This window comes from Micromonospora sp. NPDC018662 (assembly GCF_044391475.1).
Classification (GTDB): domain Bacteria; phylum Actinomycetota; class Actinomycetes; order Mycobacteriales; family Micromonosporaceae; genus Micromonospora.
In genome coordinates this window covers 767,682-788,399 of record NZ_JBISAC010000002.1, presented here as the reverse complement: position 1 = coordinate 788,399, position 20,718 = coordinate 767,682, and the positions used below count along the sequence as shown (strand labels likewise).

Genomic DNA, 20,718 nt, shown 5'->3' with positions numbered 1-20,718 from the left:
CCGGCGGCGCGGCAGGATGGTACGCGTGACGACTCCAGAGGCGACCGGTTACCGGATCGAACGTGACTCGATGGGTGAGGTGGAGGTGCCCGCCGAGGCGCTGTGGCGCGCGCAGACCCAGCGCGCGGTGCAGAACTTCCCGATCTCGGGGCGCGGGCTCGAACCGGCCCAGATCAAGGCACTGGCCCAGATCAAGGGCGCGGCCGCCGAGGTCAACGGCGAGCTGGGGGTGATCGACGCGGACGTGGCCGAGGCGATCGCCACCGCCGCCGCGCACGTGGTCGCCGGCGGCTACGACGACCAGTTCCCGGTGGACGTGTTCCAGACCGGGTCCGGCACGTCGTCCAACATGAACACCAACGAGGTGATCGCGTCGCTGGCGAGCCGCGAGCTGGGCCGCGACGTGCACCCGAACGACCACGTGAACGCGTCGCAGTCCAGCAACGACGTGTTCCCGACCTCGATCCACCTGGCCGCCACCCAGTTCGTGGTGGAGGATCTGCTCCCGTCCTTGACGCAGCTCGCCATGGCGTTGGAGGCGAAGGCGGCCGAGTTCGAGACGGTGGTCAAGGCCGGCCGTACCCACCTGATGGACGCCACCCCGGTCACCCTCGGGCAGGAGTTCGGCGGGTACGCCGCGCAGGTCCGCTACGGCGTGGAGCGGTTGGAGGCGGCGCTGCCCCGGCTGGCCGAGCTGCCGCTGGGCGGCACCGCGGTGGGCACCGGCATCAACACCCCGCTCGGTTTCGCGGGCAAGGTGATCGGGCGGCTGCGGGAGTCGACCGGCCTGCCGCTGTCCGAGGCGCGCAACCACTTCGAGGCGCAGGGCGCGCGGGACGCGCTGGTGGAGACGTCCGGGCAGCTCCGCACCGTCGCGGTCGGCCTCTACAAGATCGCCAACGACGTACGCTGGATGGGTTCCGGCCCCCGCGCCGGCCTGCGCGAGCTGCGCATCCCCGACCTTCAGCCCGGTTCGTCGATCATGCCGGGCAAGGTCAACCCGGTGGTGGCCGAGGCGATGCGCCAGGTCTGCGCGCAGGTGATCGGCAACGACGCGGCGGTGGCCTTCGCCGGCTCGCAGGGCGACTTCGAGCTGAACGTGATGCTGCCGGTGATGGGCCGCAACCTGCTGGAGTCGATCAAGCTGATCGCCGCGTCCAGCCGGCTGTTCGCCGAGCGCCTGGTGGCCGGCCTGGTCGCGGACGCCGAGGTCTGCCTGGCGTACGCGGAGGGCTCGCCGTCGATCGTCACCCCGCTCAACCGCCACCTCGGGTACGACGAGGCCGCCTCGATCGCGAAGGAGGCGCTGGCCAAGCAGGTCTCCATCCGCGAGGTGGTGATCTCCCGGGGCCACGTCGACTCGGGCAAGCTCACCGAGACCCAGTTGGACGAGGCGCTGGACCTGCTCCGGATGACGCACCCCTGAGGTCGGGGCATCGCCCGTCGGCGCACGGCCAGGGCGTGCCGCACGTCCGGCACAGCCAGAGCGGGCGCAACGCCAGGTGGGGCCGGTCAGGTAGGGGCATGTGCGGTCCCTTTCGAGCTGAGTCGTTGGTGATATCGCTGCCGCCCCGGCTGGGGTGGGACCGCCCGGCCGGGGGAGCGGGACGGTCCCACCGCGACGCCGTCCTGGGGACCAGGCCCGTGCCTGCCCGGACGGCTGCGTGGCTCGGTTCGTCGCTTGCCGAACGAAGGAACCTCCCATGCCCATACCGAGCGGTGGCTACCGAGAGGTGGCCGAAGATCTGACCACCCGGATCAGAAGTGGCGAGTACCCGCCGGGTGAGCGGTTGCCCACCTACAAGGAGCTCGCCGACCTGTACAGCGTGAGCGTCACGACCGTGCAGCGGGCGATCATCATCCTTCAGGACCGGGGCCTGCTCGTGGGCCTACAGGGTCGCGGCCTGTGGGTCGCCGAGGATCTTCCGAGCTGGCGGTGACCACAGATCTTGGTACGAAATGGCCCCCAGAGGGGCGCGATTCTTCCAAGATCTACCGCATCCCAGCCGCAGTGCGGCCAACCCGGGTGGGCTTCGCCACCGCGGCGGTAATTGCCTCGACCGGTCACCGGCAGGGCGGGATGATCCGACCGTGCCTGACGACGACGGGGTGTTGCGGGAGACCGAGCGGCTGACGTTGCGCCGGTTCACCATGGCCGACGTGGACCGGTTGGTCGAGTTGGACGCCGACCCGGAGGTCATGCGCTTCCTGACCGGCGGCGAGGCGACGCCGGCCGCGACGATCCGGGACGACGTGCTGCCCCGGCTGCTGGCACAGTACGGCCGTCATCCCGGGCTGGGTCGCTGGGCCGCGCTCGACCGGTTGAGCGGGGAGTTCCTCGGCTGGCTGGCGCTCGACCCGTCCGACGACGGCGTCGAGGCGGAGCTGGGCTACCGGTTGCATCGCGCGGTGTGGGGGCACGGGCTGGCCACCGAGGGCGCGCGCGCGTTGGTGCGGCACGCGTTCGACACGGTCGGGGTGCGGCGGGTGTGGGCCCAGACCATGGCCGTCAACGACCGGTCCCGCGCGGTGATGGCCCGCGCCGGGTTGCGCTACACCCGCACGTTCCACCTCGTCTTCGACGACCCGATCCCGGGTACGGAGCACGGCGAGGTGGAGTACGAGCTGCTCGCCCAGGACTGGCCCGCGATCCGTCAGGAGTGGGACGCCGCCCTGCGGGCCCGGTAGGCGCTGACCGCGGCCCGGTTGCCGCAGCCGGCGTCGCAGAACCGGCGGGACCGGTTCTTCGACAGGTCGACCAGCACGTTGTCGCAGTCGGGGTGGTCGCAGCGGCGCAGCCGGGTCAGCTCACCGGAGCGGACCAGGTCGGCCACGGCCATCGCGGCCTCGACCGCCATCCGGGTGGCCAGCGGCGCGTCGCGGGGCACGGCGTGCACATGGTACGGCTCGTCGTCGTGCCGGATGAGCTGCGGCAGGGCGTGCGACTCGCGGAGCAGCCCGTTGACGATCTCCACCACCTCGTCGGTGTCGGCGTACCAGATCCGGCGCAGCCGGGGCCGCAACGCGCGGACCTGGCGCAGTTCGGCGTCGGTGTGCTCGTGCCGGCCGCTCCACCCGTACGCGGTGAAGAACCCGTCGAGCGCGGCCACGTCCGGCAGGCCCTCCCGGCCCGGGCCGGCGGTGTTCACCAACGCGGCGGCGGCCACCAACCCGCACTCGGTGTCATGGGCGAAAAGCAACTTGACTCCTGTCCGACGGCACCCCTAACGTCATCAGCGTACCCCTTCTTCACTCATGACCAGGAGATGCCGATGCGTGAACGGTCCGGCGCCGGGCTCGGCTTGGCCCTGCTCTCCGCGCTCACGTTCGCCACCTCGGGCACGTTCGCCCGTCCGCTGATCACCGGTGAGTGGTCGGCGGTGGCGGTGGTGATCGCCCGGGTCGGCATCGCCGCCCTGGTGCTGGCCGTGCCCGCCCTGCTGGTGTTGCGCGGTCGCTGGCCGGTGCTGCGCCGCCACGCGCTCACCGTGGTGCTGTTCGGGCTGCTCGGCGTGGCCCTGGCCCAGGCATGCTTCTTCAACGCGGTCCGGTACCTTCCGGTCGGCGTGGCGCTGCTGCTGGAATACCTCGGCATCGTGCTGGTGGTCGGCTGGATGTGGCTGGTCCACGGGCAACGCCCCCGGGTGCTGACCGTGGCCGGTTCGCTCACCGCGCTGGCCGGGCTGGTGCTCGTCCTCGACCTCACCGGCGCCGGCCGCCTCGACCCGGTGGGCGTGCTCTGGGGGCTCGGCGCCGGGATCGGGCTGGCCGGCTACTTCGTCATCGCCGGCCGCCTCGACGCCGAACTGCCCTCGGTGGTGATGGCCAGCGGTGGCATGGCCGTCGGCGCACTGGTGCTGCTGCTGCTCGGCGCGCTGGGGGTGCTCCCGCTGGCCGCCGGCACCGCCGACGTCAGCTTCGCCGGGCACCGGGTGAGCTGGCTGGTGCCGATCCTCGGGCTGTCGCTGATCGCCGCAGTGGTCGCGTACCTGTCCGGCGTCGCCGGGGCACGGCTGCTCGGCGCCCGGCTCTCGTCCTTCGTGGGGTTGACCGAGGTGATGTTCGCGGTGCTGATCGCCTGGCTGGTGCTGAACGAGCTGCCGAGCGCGATCCAACTCGTCGGCGGCGCGCTCATCGTCGGCGGCGTCGCGCTGGTCCGGGTGGACGAGCTGCGGGCCGACCCCGGGGCGGTGTCGCCGGTCCCGGCCGAGTCGGCGCTGGCCGGTGAGCGGTGACCGCGCCCCGAACCGCAGTCGTCTTCGACGCCGACGAGACCCTGATCGACCTGCGCCCGGCGGTCACCGGCGCGCTGGCGACCGTACTCGAGGAGATGCGGCGGCGGACCCCGGCGGCGGCCGAGGTGTCGCTCGCGGACCTGGAGGGGGACTGGGGCGCGGTCTTCGGCGCGCTCAGCGCGGCCCCGGTGGGGGAGATCCGGCGCGTCGCGCTGGCCCGCTCGCTGGCCCGGGCCGGGCTGGACGCCCACCTGGACGAGTTCGCGGCACTCTTCTTCGCCCGCCGGTACGCCCTGAGCCGGCCGTTCCCCGACGTGCTGCCGGCGCTGGCCGCGTTGCGCCCGCACCACCTGCTGGGCTTCGCCACCAACGGCAACAGCCGTGCCGAACGCTGTGGACTCGACGGCCAGTTCGCCTTCGCCCGGTACGCGCACGAGGGCGGCCTGCCGGAGAAGCCGGCGCCGGCGTTCTTCGCCGCCGTGGTGGCGGCCGCCGGGCTGCCCGCCGCCCGGATCGTGCACGTCGGCGACTCGCCGGAACACGACGTGGCCGCCGCCCAGCGGGCCGGCCTGCGGGCCGTCTGGCTCAACCGGGCCGGACTGCCCCGCCCGCGCGGCCTCGAACCCGACGCCGAGGTGTCCACGTTGGCCGAGCTGCCCGGGGTGCTGGCCGCGTTGACGAGCGCGAATGCCTGATTGAGGGCTATTCCGGGCGTACACCTGGCGAAACCTGCTCCCGTGATGTGGGATGACAGCCACGTCCCTCAACGAGAGGATCTGAATGTGGTGAGCAAGCGCTTCACCGCCGGTGCGGTCGCGGTCGCGGCCTCGCTGGCACTCACGGTGACCGGCCTCGGTGTCCCGGCGACGGCTGCGCCGTCCAACACCCGGACCTTCACCGTGCTGGCGGAGAGCGGCGTGTCCAACGACGCCGCGATCGCCGCGATCAAGGCGGCCGGCGGCACGATCGTCTCCCGCACCGACGACGTGGGCCTGTTCCAGGTGACCAGCGACCGGGCGGACTTCGCCAGCCGGGCCACCGCCGCCGGCGCGCTGCTCGGCGCGGCCGAGGAGAAGGCGATCGGCCGGAAGCCGAAGCTCGACCGGGTCGAGCAGGAACACCTGGCCGCCGCCGCCGCGAGCAAGGGCCGGGCCGCCAAGGGCAACGCCAAGAAGATGGACCCGCTGGACGACAAGCTGTGGGGTCTGGACATGATCCGGGCCGACCAGGCGCGCAAGATCGAGCCGGGTGACCGTCGGGTGACCGTCGGCGTCCTGGACACCGGCGTCGACGCCAGCCAGCCCGACCTGGCCCCGAACTTCAACTGGGCGCTGTCCCGCAACTTCGCGCCGGACCTCCCCGACGTCGACGGCCCCTGCGAGGTGGCGAGCTGCCTCGACCCGGTCGGCACCGACGACGGTGGCCACGGCACCCACGTGGCCGGCACGATCGGCGCGGCCGCCAACGGCTTCGGCCTCTCCGGCGTGGCCCCGAAGATCTCCCTGGTCGAGCTGAAGGGTGGCCAGGACAGCGGCTACTTCTTCCTCAACCCGGTGGTCAACGCGCTGGTGCACGCCGGCCGTTCCGGGCTCGACGTGGTCAACATGTCGTTCTACGTCGACCCGTGGCTCTACAACTGCACCGCCAACCCGGCCGACACCCCGGAGCAGCAGGCCGAGCAGCGGACCATCATCGAGGCCATGAAGCGGGCCCTGACCTTCGCCCACCGCAAGGGCGTCACGCTGGTCGGCGCGCTGGGCAACAACAACGAGGACCTGGGCGACCCCCGCGTCGACGAGAGCAGCCCGGACTACGGCGACACCCCGCCGTACCCGCGGCCGATCGACAACGCGAGCTGCTGGGACCTGCCCACCGAGGGCCCGCACGTGATCAGCGTGTCGTCCGTCGGCCCGTCCGGCAAGAAGGCCGACTACTCGAACTACGGCACCGAGCAGACCTCGGTGGCGGCCCCGGGCGGCTGGTTCCGGGACGGCTTCGGCACCGACACGTACCGCACCGACGCCAACATGATCCTCTCCACGTACCCGAAGAAGGTGCTCCAGGAGGAGGGGTCGGTCGACGAGAACGGCAACATCGTGGCCGGCTTCGAGGACTCGGTGTTCAAGCAGTGCACGGCCAAGGGTGAGTGCGGCTACTACACCTACCTCCAGGGCACGTCGATGGCGTCCCCGCACGCCGCCGGTGTGGCCGCGCTGATCGTCAGCCGGTACGGCAAGCAGCAGGGCCGTAACGGCTTCGGCATGGCGCCGGACCTGGTCGAGCAGCACCTCTACCGGACGGCGGCCGAGCACGCCTGCCCGGAGCCGCGGCTGCAGACCTACACCAACGAGGGCCGGGACGAGACGTACAACGCGTACTGCGCGGGTTCGTTGAACTTCAACGGCTTCTACGGCTACGGCATCGTCGACGCCTACGCGGCGGTGAAGACGCCGCTGAAGCCCAACGCGCGGCCGTAAGCACACCGCATCACGAGAAGCCCGGGCGGCGTACGTCGCCCGGGCTTCTCCGCGCCTGGAGAATGCGCACCGTGGTCTTCCCGCCGGACGCTGTCCGGTTGGTGTGATTTGGCATTCGTGCAGCTCAAACCCCCTCCGACTGGGCCGGAAGTCCCTTCCTTCAGCGATGTCGCTCGACTTCAATGGTTACTGATAGTGATCATTGGGCTGCGAGCGGTGCTGCTGCGGCGGCCCCCGCGGAGGAGGAGCGACATGTCCGAGGAGACCATCCGCAAGGCTGCCGTCCCGAAGCAGGGCGCGACCGAGGCGGCGGTGGCCGCCGCGCCACCGGACTACTTCGGGTTCATCCCGAACTTTGCGAACAGCCCGCTCCCGACCGTCGTCGGCGGAGTGGTGCAACCGGGCACCGGGGTGCGCAAGTTCGTCGACACCCTGCCGGGCGTCGGCCCCGGCAACGCGAACGACCTGGGCAACTACCTGCCGGTGGCGGTGCCGGACACCATCACCTACCCCGGCAGCGACTACTACGAGATCTGGGTCCAGCGGTACTCCCAGCAACTGCACAAGGACGTGCCGGGCACCCGCCTGCGCGGCTACAAGCAGATCAACTACGGCACCGACGCCAACGGGCACAACACCGTGCCGCCGCCGCCCCGCCCGTTCTACGGCGGCCCACTCATCTACGCCCGACGGGACCGCCCGATCCGGATCAAGCTGATCAACCAACTGCCCACCGGCACGGCCGGCAACCTGCTCCTGCCCGTCGACATCACGCTCACCGGCAACGGCACCGGCCCGCTCAACAACACCGAGCTCTACCCGCAGAACCGGATCGTCATGCACATGCACGGCTCCGAGACACAGTGGATCAGTGACGGCACCCCGCTCCAGTGGTTCACCCCGGCCGGCGAGGTCACGTCCTACCCGAAGGGGGCCAGCTACGCGAACGTGCCGGACATGCCCGACCCCGGCCCGGGCGCGGTCACGCTCTACTACGCGATGCAGCAGAGCGCCCGGATGATGTGGTTCCACGACCACACCGAGGGGATCACCCACCTCAACCCGTACAGCGGGCAGCTCGGGATGCTCCTGCTCCAGGACCCGGTGGAGCGGCAACTGGTGACCGACGGCGTCATCCCCGCCGAGGAGATCCCCCTGATGTTCCAGGACAAGACGTTCGTGCCGGGTCCGAGCCAGCTCGCCCGGCAGGACCCCACCTGGGACACCGCCAACTGGGGCGACGCGGGCAGCCTGTGGATGCCGCACGTCTACATGCCCAACCAGAACCCCTTCAACGCCGCAGGCGCCAACCCGATGGGCCGCTGGGACTACGGACCGTGGTTCTGGCCGCCGTTCACCGGCATCGAGCAGGGGCCGGTGCCCAACCCCTACTACGACCCGGTGACCCGGCCCTGGGAGCCGCCGGTGCAGCCCGGGACGCCGCTGCCCACCATCACGCCCGAGGCGTTCATGGACACCCCGATCGTGAACGGCTGCGCCTACCCGACGTTGCAGGTCGAGCCGAAGGCGTACCGGTTCCGGATCCTCAACGCGTGCAACGACCGGGCGCTCAACCTCCAGCTCTACCACGCCGCCTCGAACGGGACGATGTGGAAGCCGGACGGCACGTTGAACGACGGCGCCTCCGGCGAGGTGCCGATGGTCGAGGCGTGCCCGAACCCGGCCTTCCCGCCGACCTGGCCCACCGACGGCCGGGAGGGCGGCGTGCCCGCCCCGAGCGCGGTCGGCCCGGACTGGATCCAGATCGGCAACGAGGGCGGGCTCCTGCCGGAGGTCGCCGTCATCCCGCCCCAGCCCATCAACTACGAGTACGACCGCCGCTCGATCACGGTGCTCAACGTCTCCGACCACTCGCTGCTGATCGGCCCGGCCGAACGCGCAGACGTGATCGTCGACTTCTCCACGGTCGCGCCCGGGTCGACGATCATCCTCTACAACGACGCCCCGGCGCCCATGCCCGCCTACGACACCCGGTACGACTACTACACCGGCGACCCGGACCAGACCGACACCGGCGGGGCGCCCACCACCCAGCCCGGCTACGGCCCGAACACCCGGACCATCATGCAGATCCGCGTCGTGGGCACCCCGGCCGCGCCGTTCGACCTCGCCCGGCTCCGGACCCGACTGCCCCAGGCGTACGCGCAGAGCCAGCCGAAGCCGATCGTGCCGGAGAAGGCGTACAACGCGGCGTTCGGGACCAACTACACGAACCACTACGTGGCGATCCAGGACACCACCATCACCTACGTCCCGGTGGGCGGCACCACCCCGGTCACCCTCGACCTGCAACCAAAGGCGATCGTCGAGGAGTTCGACCCGATCTACGGCCGGGCGTTGCCGACGCTCGGTGTCGAGCTGCCCAAGACCAGCGCGTTCATCCAGACCACGATCCCGCTGGGCTACATCGACCCGCCGACCGAGATCCTCTACATGTCCAACCTGGCCACCCCGGTCGGCTCCACCGGTGACGGCACCCAGATCTGGAAGGTCACCCACAACGGCGTGGACACCCACTTCATGCACTTCCACTACTTCAACGTGCAACTGGTCAACCGGGTCGGCTGGGACGGCGTCTACAAGCCGCCGGACGCCAACGAGGTCGGGTGGAAGGAGACCGTGCGGATGAATCCGCTCGAGGACTGCATCGTGGCCATGCGGCCCTCGCTGCCGGTCAACCTGCCGTTCAAGATCGGCGACAGCGTCCGGCTGCTCGACCCGACCCAGGTCCCCGGCACCACGAACGGCTTCGCCCAGATCGACCCGCAGACCGGCGACCCGGCCGTCGTCACCAACCAGCCCTACAACTTCGGCTGGGAGTATGTCTGGCACTGCCACATGGTCGACCACGAGGACTTCGACATGATGCGGCCGATGGTGATCCGGGTGTCGCCGGCGCCGCCGACCAACCTCACCGCCACCGCCACCGCCGGATCGACCACGGTCCCGCCGGGGATCGTGCTGAACTGGACGAACCCCGCCGGCCTGCCGGCCGCCACCCAGGTCCTCGTGCAGCGCTCGACCAACTCCACGTTCACCGCCAACCTCACCACCTTCACCCTCGCGGCGGGCGCGACCAGCTACACCGACTCGACAGCGGTGCCCGGAACCACCTACTTCTACCGGGTGCGGCGGGAGAACAGCGCCAGCTACTCCGGCTGGTCGAACACCGCGTCGGCAGTGGTCACCCTGAGCGCGCCCACGAACCTGACCGCCACCCAGCCGGGCAGCGCCCCGGTGCGGGTCACCCTGAACTGGATCAACCGGTCGTACTCCACCTCGGTGGAACTCCAACGGGCGACCAACGCCGCCTTCACCACCGGGCTGACCACCGTCACGTTGGCCGCCAACGCGACCAGCTACACCGACACCACCGTCGTGGCCGGCACCACCTACTACTACCGGGTGCGTACCGTCTATCTTGGCGTCGGCTCGCCCTGGTCGAACACCGCCACGATCGCCGTCGGCGGCCCGCCGGCTGCCCCGACGAACCTTGCTGGCACGGCCGTCGCCGTGGCCGGCGGCACCGCGACCGTGAACCTCACCTGGCAGGAGAGCGCCAGCAGCGTGGTCACCAGCTTCGTGCTCCAGCGGGCGACCAACGTGGCGTTCACCGCCAACCTGGCCACGTTCACCCTGGCCGGAAGCGCCCGAAGCTACAGCGACACCGGGCGGGCCCGGTCGACGACCTACTACTACCGGATCCAGGCGGTGAACTCGTTCGGCAGCTCGGCGTTCAGCGGCATCGTCGCCGTGACGACGCCGGCCTGACCGGAAACCGGTGCGGCGGCGTCCGGATCTCCCGGGCGTCGCCGCCTCTCCGAGTGGTGAGGCGACACCGGCGAAGTTGGCGCGACGGGTGCGCGTGTTCGGACCGGTGCGCCGGAGTGGAGAGGTCACGGGCGCCAGCCGCGGGCCACCAGCGCGGCGCGGATCTCGCGAACCAGGGCCGGGAACTCCTGGCGCAGGCGTCGGCCGGTCACGTGCAGCACCAGCCAGCCTGCCCCCACGAGCTGGTTGAGCCGACACCGGTCGAGGTGCATCCGATCGGGATCCGCGTGCCACCGGCCGTCGTACTCGACCGCCACGCGGAACTCCGGCCACGCCAGGTCGGGATGCAGGACAGGGCCGGCCGGCACGCGTACCGGGTGCTGCGCCACCGGGCGCGGCAGACCGGCGAGCACGAGCCGCACCCGCAGATGTGACTCGGGCGGTGACTGGGCGCATCCGTCGGTCAGGCCGAACACCCAGGACGCCCGCCGGCCGCCCGGACGGCCGGCGTTCCGCGCCGCCTCGGTGGCGAGCCCGGCCGGGCTGACCGCACGGATGCGCAGCAGCCCGTCGATGATGCCGACGGCACGCACGGGATCGGCCCAGACCGCCGTCTCCCAGGCGCAGGCGACGGGTGCGGTGCGGGGCGGCGGTCCGGCCGGGGCGGGCGGCCTCGGGTTCGGCAGCCCGGCCGGGGTGGGTGTTCTCGGGTTCGGCAGCCCGGCCGGGGTGGGTGTTCTCGGGTCCGGCGGCCCGGCCGGGGTGGGTGTTCTCGGGTCCGGCGGCCCGACCGGGGCGGGGGGTCTCATCAGCTCCGGGGGACCGGTCGATCCGGCCGGCGACCCGGGGGGAGTCGTCGGGCCGGCCGGACGCGGCGGGCGGTGCCGAACCGGCGGACGGCCCGGGTCCGCCGCGTCGGGTGGCCGGACGGCCGGGAGTCGTCTGCCCGCGCCGCGCCGAGTGGTCGTGCCGGTCGAGATGGCGGCGCGTGCCGGCATCGGGCCGAAGCCGGTCGGCGCGGCGGTGTTCATCGGTGCCGTGACGGTGCCGGCGGGAACCAGCAGGCCGCTGCGGGTGCTGGACACCGGGGCGTGGTGCACCCGGACGCCGGGTTGGGAGTCGGCTCGGACCGTGGCCGGCAGCAGGACGTGCACGTCGTCGGTGAAGTCGGCGGCGTGCTCGACCCCGTGCAGGTAGGCCGCCGACGGCCCGGCGATCAACGTGCCGGGCGGCATGCGGAGCAACACGGCGCGGCAGGCCAGCTCGTGGTCGCGGTCGAGGCGGGCGTCGGCGTAGACGTCATGCCGGAGCCGGAGCCAGGACGCGCCCCGGAGGTGGTGGCGCGAGAGAAGGCCGCGCCGGACCGCGTCCGAGCCACGAAAGACCTGCCAGGCCAACTGCGGCGGGCGGTGAGGGTGAGGTGGCATACGGCAAGCGTGGTGGCTCCGAGGCGGCTGTCGACACCCCTGTGGACAATCACCACTGCCGAGTCCGTACCACGCCTGTGGACAGCCCCCACCGACGCCCGCGATGTGCTAGGGCCTGCACCCGTTCCCGAACCGCGCCGCGGTCAGGAGCGACGCCGTTCCGGCGAGATGGGCGTATCCGCAGCGGGTGGCGCCGCCATTTCGCCGAGGTGGGCGTATGCGAGCCGGGCGGATGCCGCCACTTCCCCGAACTTGCGCCCGCCAGCCCGCCAGCCCAGGCGGGGCGGTTCGGTCAGGAGAGCGCGGCGGCGACCGCCTCGGCGGCGGCGGTGACCTGGGCGCCGACCTCGGTCACGTCGAGCGGGGTCAGCGACACCACGCCGACGCTCCCCTCCAGCCCGGGCACGCCGAGCACCGGCGCCGCCACCCCGTACGCGCCGGACTGGAGCTCACCGCTGGTGCTCACCGGGCCGGACTCGCCGGCCCGCCCGGCCAGCACGGCCCGGCCCGCCGCGCCCCGCGCCAACGGGTGCCGGGTGCCGGTCCGGTACGCGACGTGGAACGCGGTCCAGCTCGGCTCGACCACGGCCAGCGCGACCCCCTCGCCGCCCTCCACCACCGTCAGGTGGGCGGTCGCCCCGGTCTGCTCGGCGAGCCGGCGCAGTGCCGGCAGCGCACCCTCGGCGAGCAGCGGCTGCGCCCGGCGGGCCAGGTGCAGCACGCCCACCCCCAGCCGGAGCCGGCCCTCGCCGTCGCGCCGGAGCATGCCGTGCGCGGTCAACGCGCCGACCAGCCGGTAGACGGCCGCCCGGCCGATGCCGAGCCGGTGCGCGGCCTCGGTGACGGTCAGCCCGCCCGGCGCGTCCGCGACGAGGTGCAGCAGGCGCAGACCCCGGTCCAGGGTCTGCGCGGTCTCTCCCGGGCGTGCCGCCGTGTCCACAGCACGCAGCGTACGACCCGGCTCCGGCCAACCCGGAAATGTGTGGAGGGCTACCCTTGTGAGGTGACGCTACGCCTGTATGACACCGCCACCCGATCGGTGCGGGACTTCGTCCCGCGGGAAGCCGGCAAGGTGGGGGTCTACCTGTGTGGTCTCACGCTCCAGGCGCCGCCGCACATCGGCCACCTTCGCTCCGGCGTCAACTACGACGTGCTGCGTCGCTGGCTGGTCGGCAACGGGTTCGAGGTCACCTTCATCCGCAACCTGACCGACATCGACGACAAGGTCCTGGCGAAGGCCGTCGAGCAGGGCCGGCCGTTCTGGTCGATCGCGTACGCCAACGAGCAGATCCTCGCCGCCTCCTACCGGGCGTTGAACGTGCTCCCGCCGACCCACGAGCCGCGGGCCACCGGTCACATTCCGGAGATGCACGAGCTGATCGCCCGCCTGATCGAGACCGGGCACGCCTACCCGGCCACCGACGGCTCCGGCGACGTCTACTTCGACGTGGCGTCCTGGCCGGCGTACGGCTCGCTGTCCGGGCAGTCCCCGGCCGACATGCAACCGGCCGGCGACGCGCCCGACCGGGGCAAGCGCGACCCGCGTGACTTCGCGCTCTGGAAGGGCGTCAAGCCGGGCGAGCCAGTCGACGCCTCCTGGCCCTCGCCGTGGGGCCGCGGCCGGCCCGGCTGGCACATCGAGTGCTCGGCGATGTGCTGGCGATACCTGGGCGCCGAGTTCGACATCCACGGCGGCGGGCTCGACCTGACGTTCCCGCACCACGAGAACGAGATCGCCCAGTCGCAGGCCGCCGACCTGCCGTTCGCCCGCTACTGGGTGCACCACGGCCTGCTCGGCATCGGCGGCACCAAGATGGGCAAGTCGCTCGGCAACACGCTCGACCTCGACTACGTGGCCTCGCTCGGGGTGCGCCCGGTCGAGCTGCGCTACTACTACGCCGCCGCGCACTACCGGTCCCGCATCGACTACTCGGAGGACGCGCTGCGCGAGGCCGCTGTCGCGTACCGGAGGATCGAGGGCTTCGTGCAGCGGGCCGCCGAGCGGGTCGGCGAGGGCCGACCCGGTGGGCTGCCGGCCGGGTTCGTGGCGGCGATGGACGACGACCTCAACACCTCGGCGGCGCTCGCCGTGCTGCACGAGGTCGTCCGGGACGGCAACACGGCGTTGAGCGGCGGCGACGATGTGACCGTCCGCACGACGCTCGCCGCCGCGCGGGGGATGCTGGATATCCTCGGCGTCGACCCCCTGGACCCGGCCTGGACCGGCGGCGGGCGCACGGACGACCTGCGCGGTGTGGTGGACTCGCTGATCGCGCTGGCCCTGGAGCAGCGCGCCCAGGCCCGCAGCCGCAAGGACTGGGCCGCCGCCGACGCCGTACGCGACCAGCTCAAGCAGGCCGGCGTGGTCGTCGAGGACACCCCCCAGGGCCCGCGTTGGACTATTGGAGAGCAGGACTGATGGCCGGCAACTCGCAGCGCCGTGGCCGGCGACTGACGCCGAAGGCAGGCGCCCCCAAGGGCACCGGTGGCAAGAACAAGGACTCCCTCGCCGGTCGGGGTCGCACCCTGCCGGCCGACGAGCGCCCCTGGCACAAGGCATACTCCGGCACCGAGAAGCTGCCCCAGCGCACCGCCTGGAAGCAGGACAAGGAGCGCCGCGCCGCCGCCGAGGAGGGCCGGGCGCCCAAGATCGGCCAGCCCGGCAGCAAGGACACCACCTGGGGCAAGGGCGGCGGTCGGGGCGTACCCACCGCCAAGGGCCGCGGCGGCGGCAAGCCGGCCGGCCGGTCCGGCGGGCCCCGGGTCGCCCCGGGCCGCAAGTCGAACCCGGCGAAGGACAGCCCCGAGCTGCTCGTCGGGCGGAACCCGGTGCTGGAGTCGCTGCGCGCCCAGGTGCCGGCGACCGCGCTCTACACCGCGCAGGGCATCGACGTCGACGACCGGGTCAAGGAGATCGTCCGCACCGCCGCCGACCGGGGCATCGCGATCCTCGAGATCAGCCGCGCCGAGCTGGACCGGATGACCGGCGGGGTGCTGCACCAGGGCGTCGGCCTCCAGGTGCCGCCGTTCGCCTACGAGCCGTTCGAGGACCTGGTCACCGCCGCGCTGGAGCAGGCCGCCCCGCTGCTGGTCGCGCTGGACGGCGTCACCGACCCGCGCAACCTCGGCGCGGTGATCCGGTCGGCCGCCGCGTTCGGCGCGCAGGGTGTCTTCGTACCCGAGCGGCGTGCCGCCGGGATCACCGCGACCGCGTGGCGGACCAGTGCCGGCGCGGCCGCGCGCGTCCCGGTCGCCCAGGTCACCAACCTGACCCGGTCGCTCAAGGCGTGCAAGGAGGCCGGCTTCGTCGTGGTCGGCCTGGACGCCGACGGGCAGACCGACCTCTACGACCTGGAGGCCGCGGTCGGCCCGCTGGTCGTGGTGGTCGGCTCGGAGGGGCGCGGCCTGTCCCGCCTGGTCGGCGAGACCTGTGACCTGACCGTCAGCATCCCGATGGTCTCCGACGTGGAGTCGCTCAACGCGAGCGTCGCCGCCGCGGTCACGCTCGCCGAGGTCGCGCGCCGTCGCGCCGTCGAGGCCTGACCCGGAAACCCGAAAAGGGGCGGTCCGCCGTGGCGGGCCGCCCCTTTCTTCGCGTACGTCAGATCCGCTTGCCGGTGCTGGCGTTGAAGACGTGGTTGCGGCCGGCACGCGGCTTGACGAACACGGTGTCGCCCATGTTCGGCATGCTGCGCCGGTCGGTGCGGACCACGAACCGCTCGTTGTGGCCCTCGAGCGCGGCGTGGCCGTAGACGTTGGCGTCGGAGCCCAGGTCCTCGACCAGCTCGACCACGACCGGCATGCCGCCCTCGGACGGGCTCACCAGGTCGCAGTCCTCCGGCCGGAAGCCGACGGTGACCTTGTTGTCGCCGCCCTCGGCGCGGGCCGCCGCGATCTGCTCACGGGTGAGCGGGATGATCATCTCGGCGAACGCGCCGCCCTGCTCGGTCAGCGGCACCGTCTTGATGTTCATGGCGGGGGAGCCCATGAAGCCGGCGACGAAGACGTTGGAGGGGGTGTCGTAGAGCGCCCGCGGGGTGTCCACCTGCTGGAGCACGCCGTCCAGCATGACCGCCACCCGGTGACCCATGGTCATGGCCTCGACCTGGTCGTGGGTGACGTAGACGGTGGTGACGCCGAGCTTCGCCTGGAGCGAGGCGATCTGGGTACGGGTCTGCACCCGGAGCTTGGCGTCGAGGTTCGACAGCGGCTCGTCCATGAGGAAGACCTGCGGCTCCCGGACGATCGCGCGGCCCATGGCGACCCGCTGGCGCTGACCACCGGAGAGCGCCTTCGGCTTGCGGCTGAGGAACTCCTCGAGCTGGAGCAGCCCGGCCGCCTCCTTGACCCGCCGGTCGATCTCCGACTTCGAGGTCTTGCGCAGCTTCAGCGCGAACGCCATGTTCTCGTACACCGTCATGTGCGGGTAGAGCGCGTAGTTCTGGAAGACCATCGCGATGTCGCGGGCCTTCGGCGGGAGGTGGGTGACGTCCCGGTCGTCGATGTAGATCGCGCCGTCGTCGACGTCCTCCAGGCCGGCGAGCATCCGCAGGCTGGTGGACTTTCCGCAGCCGGACGGACCGACCAGGACGAGGAACTCCCCGTCACCGATCTGGAGGTCGAGCTGGTTGACGGCGGGGCGCTCGGTGCCCGGATAGATCCGGGACGCCTTCGCGTAGGTGACCGTAGCCATGAGGGAGCGCTTCCTTTCACCGGCAGGAACGTGCCGGACGATCCGAGTGAAGGAGCGACCGGCACCCGAGGTGCCGGCCAACGGGGGCGTCGCCCGGGCAGCCAAGGCCGGCCGGAGTGTCGTCCGTGTCACTGAACCGTAAACGGCTTTCGCGATCGTGCCAAGACGGAGAGCAGCGGGTGGGACGGACGGCATACACATTTCGGTCACCCAGGCACTGGGAGGCATCAATCTCCCCGTTGTGAGCGTGATCAGAGGACGATCCGCCCGCCGCCCCGGTCAGGAAAGTGACGTTTTCCGTGCTCGGGACCCCTGCCAGGCGGGATTTCCCGAGCCCAGTCGCTATGCTGAGCCCGTCACACGCGCCCCTGTAGCTCAGCTGGCCAGAGCACTCGCCTTGTAAGCGAGATGTCGCCGGTTCGATCCCGGCCGGGGGCTCCAATTCCACAAGACGTTTCCCGGCGGACAGCCCACGCGCGACAGTCAGCCGGTGGCGTTCTGGACGGTCCGGGCGCCGACGGTGGCCGGCGCGGGCCGGAAGCCTTTGGCGATCAGGTAGACGCCCAGCGAGAACTCCCACACCGCGATGGGGAGGGCCGCGACGGCGGAACAGCACGACGGCGGTGCCGACGCAGGCGAGCACGTAGCACCCGCCCGCGACCAGCCAGGTCTTCCTCAGTGCGTCCATGGCGGCTCCTCCCGGCGCGATTTGCTCAATCGATGACTGTCACGCTTTCGGCCTGCTGTGGATGGGCGCGGTGGCGGATCGGCCGCTCGGGCAGTCCTCGCTGCGTCATCGCCCGGAACGACGGCGGGCTGGGGTGTCCACCATTCCCCGCAAGGGTTGCATTCCAGGGCGGAAGCCCTATACCGCCCATAGCGCCATGAATCCCCTGGTAATCGTTGCGGGTGCGCTCGTCCGGAAGGAAGCACCCGTGACAACTCGACGGAACGTCATCGTGGCCGGCCTCGCCGGCCTGGCCGGCGGCTCGGTCGCATCCTGGTCCGGCGCGCTGGCCGGAGCCCGTAGCCCTGAAACGCCGGCCGCGACCGGCGCGACGCCGCTGCTCGATCCGGCGACGATCCCGAAGTACGTCACCTCGCTGCCGCTCCCCGGGCGGATGCCGGCGGTCCGGTCCGCCGGTGACGTCGACGAGTACCGCATCGCGGGACGGCAGTTCGCGCAGCAGGTCCTGCCGGTCGGGCTGCCCCGCACGACGGTCTGGGGGTACGGCTCGGCGGACCATCCGGGGACGTTCCGTTGGCCGGGCCGGACGATCGAGGCCCGGGTCGGCCGGCCGGTGCAGGTCACCTGGCTCAACCAGCTCGTCGACAGCAACGGGCGTTACCTGCGCTTCTTCCTGCCGGTGGACCCGACGCTGCACTGGGCCAACCCGCCGGGCGGGGTACGCGGGCGGGACTCGCGGGGCTCGCTCGTGGACGCCGCCGGTCCGAACCACTACGACGGCCCGGTGCCGCTGGTCACGCACCTGCACGGCCAGCTCACCCAGCCGGAGTTCGACGGGCATTCCGAGGCGTGGTTCCTGCCGGACGCCCGCGACATCCCGGCCGGCTACGCCCGGGTGGGGAGCTGGTACGACCGGTACGCCGAGGCCGCCCGCGAGCGCGCCGGCCTGCGCTGGCGGCCCGGCTCGGCCACCTACCGGTATCCGAACGAGCAGCCGCCCACCGCGCTCTGGTACCACGATCACACCCTCGGCGTGGACCGGTTGACCATCTACGCCGGGCTGGCCGGGCTCTACCTGTTGCGCGGCGGTCCGCACGACCTGCCGGCCGGCGTACTGCCCGGTGGCCCGCACGAGATCCCGCTGACGATCCAGGACCGGTCCTTCCGGGCCGACGGCTCGTTGTTCTATCCCGACCGCAGCGCCGAGCGCGGGGACGGGCCGGCCGCGGACCCGTCGGTGCCCCCGATCTGGGTCCCGATGTTCCTGGGGAACACCATGGTGGTCAACGGCGTCACCTGGCCGGTGCTGCGGGTCGAGCGGCGCCGGTACCGGTTCCGGCTGCTGAACGGCTGCAACGGTCGTACGCTGACGCTCTCGATCGCCGCCCACCCGACGGCGCGGCCGGCGCGGCCCGAGCCGCCGCTCTGGCAGATCGGCTCGGACGTCGGCTTCCTTCCCGCGCCGGTCCGGCTGGACCGCCTCCCGCTCGCCGCCGCCCAGCGGGCCGATGTCGTCGTCGACTTCACCGCCGTGCCGGCGGGCACGACGCTGTACCTCGTCAACGAGGGCTCCGACCCGGCACACCAGGGCGCCGGCGGGCATGACGCAACCGACCCGGGTACCACCGGGCAGGTGCTCAAGCTGATGGTTGTCGACCGCGTCGGGGCGGACCGCACCGTACCCCCGGACCAGCTCTCACTCCCGGCGCCCCCGCCCCCGGGCGCCGCCCGGCGGACCCGCCGGCTGCTCCTGGCCGAGCGCCGGGCGGAGCGGGAACCCGCCGCGTTCCTGCTCGGCACCGTGGACGCCCGGGGGCGCGAGCGGCCGCTGCACTTCGACGACCCGGTCACGGAGACGCCCGTGGCGGGGGAGTCGGAGATCTGGGAGCTGCACAACCACACTCCCTCGGCCCACCCGATCCACCTGCACGGCACCCATTTCCTGCTGCTGGGCCGAGGGCCGCGCGGGGACGGCGCAGTGCCGCCGCAGGAACGCGGCCCGCTCGACACGGTCATGGTCCAGCCGGGTGAGACGACCCGGATCGTGGCCCGGTTCCGGTATCCCGGCCGGTACGTCTGGCACTGCCACATCCTGGAGCATCAGGACAACGACATGATGCGTCCGGTGGAGGTGCTGCCCTCGGGCGCGGCCCGGACCGGCGACGGCGGCCGGACCGCGAAGGACACCACCACCGGGCTCGCGGTGGGCGGCGTCGTGACGCTGGGCGCGGCCGGCGCGGCGGCCCTGGCGCTGCGCCGCCGCGCCGGCGGGCGAGCGCCGGCCGACGGCGGAGGCGGTACGGCGGGCACGGCACGCGGGGGTTGACTCGGCACCCGGTACGGTGCCGAGGTGGCCGAGGCGCGGTCCGGATGAGCCGGGCGGTGGAGAAGTCGAACCGGGCGATGCTGCGGGCCCGGGACGCGATGGACCGGGCGTACGCCCAGCCGCTGGACATTCCGGCGCTGGCCCGGGTCGCGCACGTCTCCGAGGCGCACTTCATTCGCACCTTCCGGGCGACGTTCGGCGAGACGCCGCACCGCTATCTGCAACGTCGCCGGATCGAGCGGGCCATGTACCTGCTGGTGCGCACCGCGGAGCCGGTCACCGAGATCTGCCATCTGGTCGGGTTCGGCAGCCTCGGCACGTTCAGCCGGACGTTCCACGACATCGTCGGCGAGTCTCCCTCCGCCTACCGCCGCCGCAGGGCCGCCCTGGCCGACGTGCCGAGCTGCTTCACCAGGGCATGGATGCGCCCGAGCGCCGCTGCCGGCCGACCGGCCGGGCCGGCACCGGCGGTGGTCGGTCCCGTCGAGGACAAAGCGGTGCAGGGCGGGCATCGGCGTGCTGCGGCCCGAACAGGCAGTTTTGGATAAGCAGCAGGCCGGACGCCTGCTCTAGCGTCCTCGGCATGACGATGACCGCTATTTCCCGCTCTCAGATCTATGTGCTGGACCAGGACGAGGCGCTCGACTTCTACGTCGGCAAGCTCGGCCTCGAGATCAACACCGATCAGGATCTCGGCTTCATGCGCTGGCTCACGGTCAACGTGCCGGGTGACCCCGACCGGGAGATCCTGCTGGAGAAGCCCGGCCCGCCGGCGCTGGACCCGAAGACCGCCGAGCTGGTCCGGGAGCTGCTCACGAAGGGCGCCACCGGCGGCTTCCTGTTCCTGACCACTGACGACGCGCACAAGGCGCACGCGGACCTGGTGGCCAAGGGCGTGGACATCACCGACGAGCCGACCGAGCGGCCGTACGGGATCGACTTCGGCATCCGCGACCCGTTCGGCAACCGGATCCGGATCGGTCAGATGCACCCGCGCGAGCGGTGGGCGAACGGCTGAGCGCGGGGCTGCGGGTGCCGGGGGCGGCGGGCTAGGGTCGGCTTTCCCGATCTTGGTGAGGT

Annotated in this window: 16 protein-coding genes and 1 tRNA gene; 13 read left to right on the top strand and 4 right to left on the bottom strand. The window is 72.1% G+C overall.

Features of this window, described 5'->3' with window-relative positions; translation table 11 throughout:
- The first annotated feature begins 16 nt into the window (after positions 1-16).
- From ACH495_RS09150 to ACH495_RS09140, 3 genes are all read left to right on the top strand, one after another.
- Positions 17-1,426, top strand: coding sequence for a class II fumarate hydratase (locus tag ACH495_RS09150; protein WP_396857171.1), 1,410 nt, complete (start codon positions 17-19; stop codon positions 1,424-1,426).
- A gap of 277 nt (positions 1,427-1,703) precedes the next feature.
- A complete protein-coding gene (locus ACH495_RS09145; RefSeq protein ID WP_396857170.1) occupies positions 1,704-1,940 on the top strand; it encodes a GntR family transcriptional regulator in 237 nt (78 codons plus the stop codon).
- A gap of 151 nt (positions 1,941-2,091) precedes the next feature.
- Positions 2,092-2,688, top strand: coding sequence for a GNAT family N-acetyltransferase (locus ACH495_RS09140; protein ID WP_396857169.1), 597 nt, complete (start codon positions 2,092-2,094; stop codon positions 2,686-2,688).
- Here the strand turns inward: ACH495_RS09140 and ACH495_RS09135 are convergent.
- Positions 2,655-3,200: a CGNR zinc finger domain-containing protein gene (locus tag ACH495_RS09135; protein ID WP_396857168.1), complete on the bottom strand. Its 546-nt coding sequence runs from the start codon at positions 3,198-3,200 to the stop codon at positions 2,655-2,657. The genes ACH495_RS09140 and ACH495_RS09135 overlap by 34 nt on opposite strands.
- 72 nt (positions 3,201-3,272) lie before the next feature.
- Between ACH495_RS09135 and ACH495_RS09130 the strand changes: the two genes are divergently transcribed.
- From ACH495_RS09130 to ACH495_RS09115, 4 genes are all read left to right on the top strand, one after another.
- On the top strand, positions 3,273-4,235 hold the full coding sequence (locus ACH495_RS09130) for an EamA family transporter (RefSeq protein WP_396857167.1): 963 nt from the start codon (positions 3,273-3,275) through the stop codon (positions 4,233-4,235).
- Positions 4,232-4,930 (top strand): HAD family hydrolase, encoded by a 699-nt coding sequence (locus ACH495_RS09125; protein WP_396857166.1) that lies wholly within the window; start codon positions 4,232-4,234, stop codon positions 4,928-4,930. Before ACH495_RS09130 ends, ACH495_RS09125 begins: the two co-directional genes overlap by 4 nt.
- Positions 4,931-5,020: 90 nt before the next feature.
- Positions 5,021-6,712, top strand: a complete 1,692-nt coding sequence (locus tag ACH495_RS09120) for a S8 family serine peptidase (protein ID WP_396857341.1) — start codon at positions 5,021-5,023, stop codon at positions 6,710-6,712.
- A 252-nt stretch (positions 6,713-6,964) separates the two neighbouring features.
- Positions 6,965-10,504, top strand: coding sequence for a hypothetical protein (locus ACH495_RS09115; RefSeq protein ID WP_396857165.1), 3,540 nt, complete (start codon positions 6,965-6,967; stop codon positions 10,502-10,504).
- 125 nt (positions 10,505-10,629) lie between these two features.
- Here ACH495_RS09115 and ACH495_RS09110 read toward each other — a convergent pair whose 3' ends face one another.
- Positions 10,630-11,931 carry a hypothetical protein gene (locus ACH495_RS09110; RefSeq protein ID WP_396857164.1) on the bottom strand — a complete coding sequence of 434 codons (1,302 nt, stop codon included), beginning with the start codon at positions 11,929-11,931 and terminating at the stop codon, positions 10,630-10,632.
- 292 nt (positions 11,932-12,223) lie between these two features.
- Positions 12,224-12,871, bottom strand: coding sequence for an IclR family transcriptional regulator (locus ACH495_RS09105; RefSeq protein WP_396857163.1), 648 nt, complete (start codon positions 12,869-12,871; stop codon positions 12,224-12,226).
- 63 nt (positions 12,872-12,934) lie between these two features.
- Between ACH495_RS09105 and cysS the strand changes: the two genes are divergently transcribed.
- Both cysS and rlmB read left to right on the top strand, forming a co-directional pair.
- Positions 12,935-14,350, top strand: coding sequence for a cysteine--tRNA ligase (gene cysS, locus ACH495_RS09100; RefSeq protein WP_396857162.1), 1,416 nt, complete (start codon positions 12,935-12,937; stop codon positions 14,348-14,350).
- Positions 14,350-15,474, top strand: coding sequence for a 23S rRNA (guanosine(2251)-2'-O)-methyltransferase RlmB (gene rlmB, locus ACH495_RS09095; protein WP_396857161.1), 1,125 nt, complete (start codon positions 14,350-14,352; stop codon positions 15,472-15,474). Before cysS ends, rlmB begins: the two co-directional genes overlap by 1 nt.
- A 58-nt stretch (positions 15,475-15,532) precedes the next feature.
- Here the strand turns inward: rlmB and ACH495_RS09090 are convergent, their stop codons facing one another.
- Complete coding sequence (locus ACH495_RS09090) at positions 15,533-16,624, bottom strand: ABC transporter ATP-binding protein (protein ID WP_396857160.1); 1,092 nt, start codon at positions 16,622-16,624, stop codon at positions 15,533-15,535.
- Positions 16,625-16,988: 364 nt separating this feature from the next.
- On the opposite strand from ACH495_RS09090, the gene ACH495_RS09085 reads away from it, so the two are divergent.
- The 4 genes from ACH495_RS09085 to ACH495_RS09070 all read left to right on the top strand — a co-directional run bounded on the left by ACH495_RS09085 (position 16,989) and on the right by ACH495_RS09070 (position 20,656).
- Positions 16,989-17,065: transfer RNA gene (locus ACH495_RS09085), tRNA-Thr, on the top strand.
- A 494-nt stretch (positions 17,066-17,559) separates the two neighbouring features.
- The gene (locus ACH495_RS09080) at positions 17,560-19,638 is read left to right on the top strand and encodes a multicopper oxidase family protein (protein ID WP_396857159.1); all 2,079 of its coding nucleotides are present in this window, start codon (positions 17,560-17,562) and stop codon (positions 19,636-19,638) included.
- Between the two features lie 44 nt (positions 19,639-19,682).
- A complete protein-coding gene (locus tag ACH495_RS09075; RefSeq protein ID WP_396857158.1) occupies positions 19,683-20,186 on the top strand; it encodes a helix-turn-helix domain-containing protein in 504 nt (167 codons plus the stop codon).
- Between the two features lie 35 nt (positions 20,187-20,221).
- On the top strand, positions 20,222-20,656 hold the full coding sequence (locus tag ACH495_RS09070; RefSeq protein ID WP_396857157.1) for a VOC family protein: 435 nt from the start codon (positions 20,222-20,224) through the stop codon (positions 20,654-20,656).
- Positions 20,657-20,718: the final 62 nt, after the last annotated feature.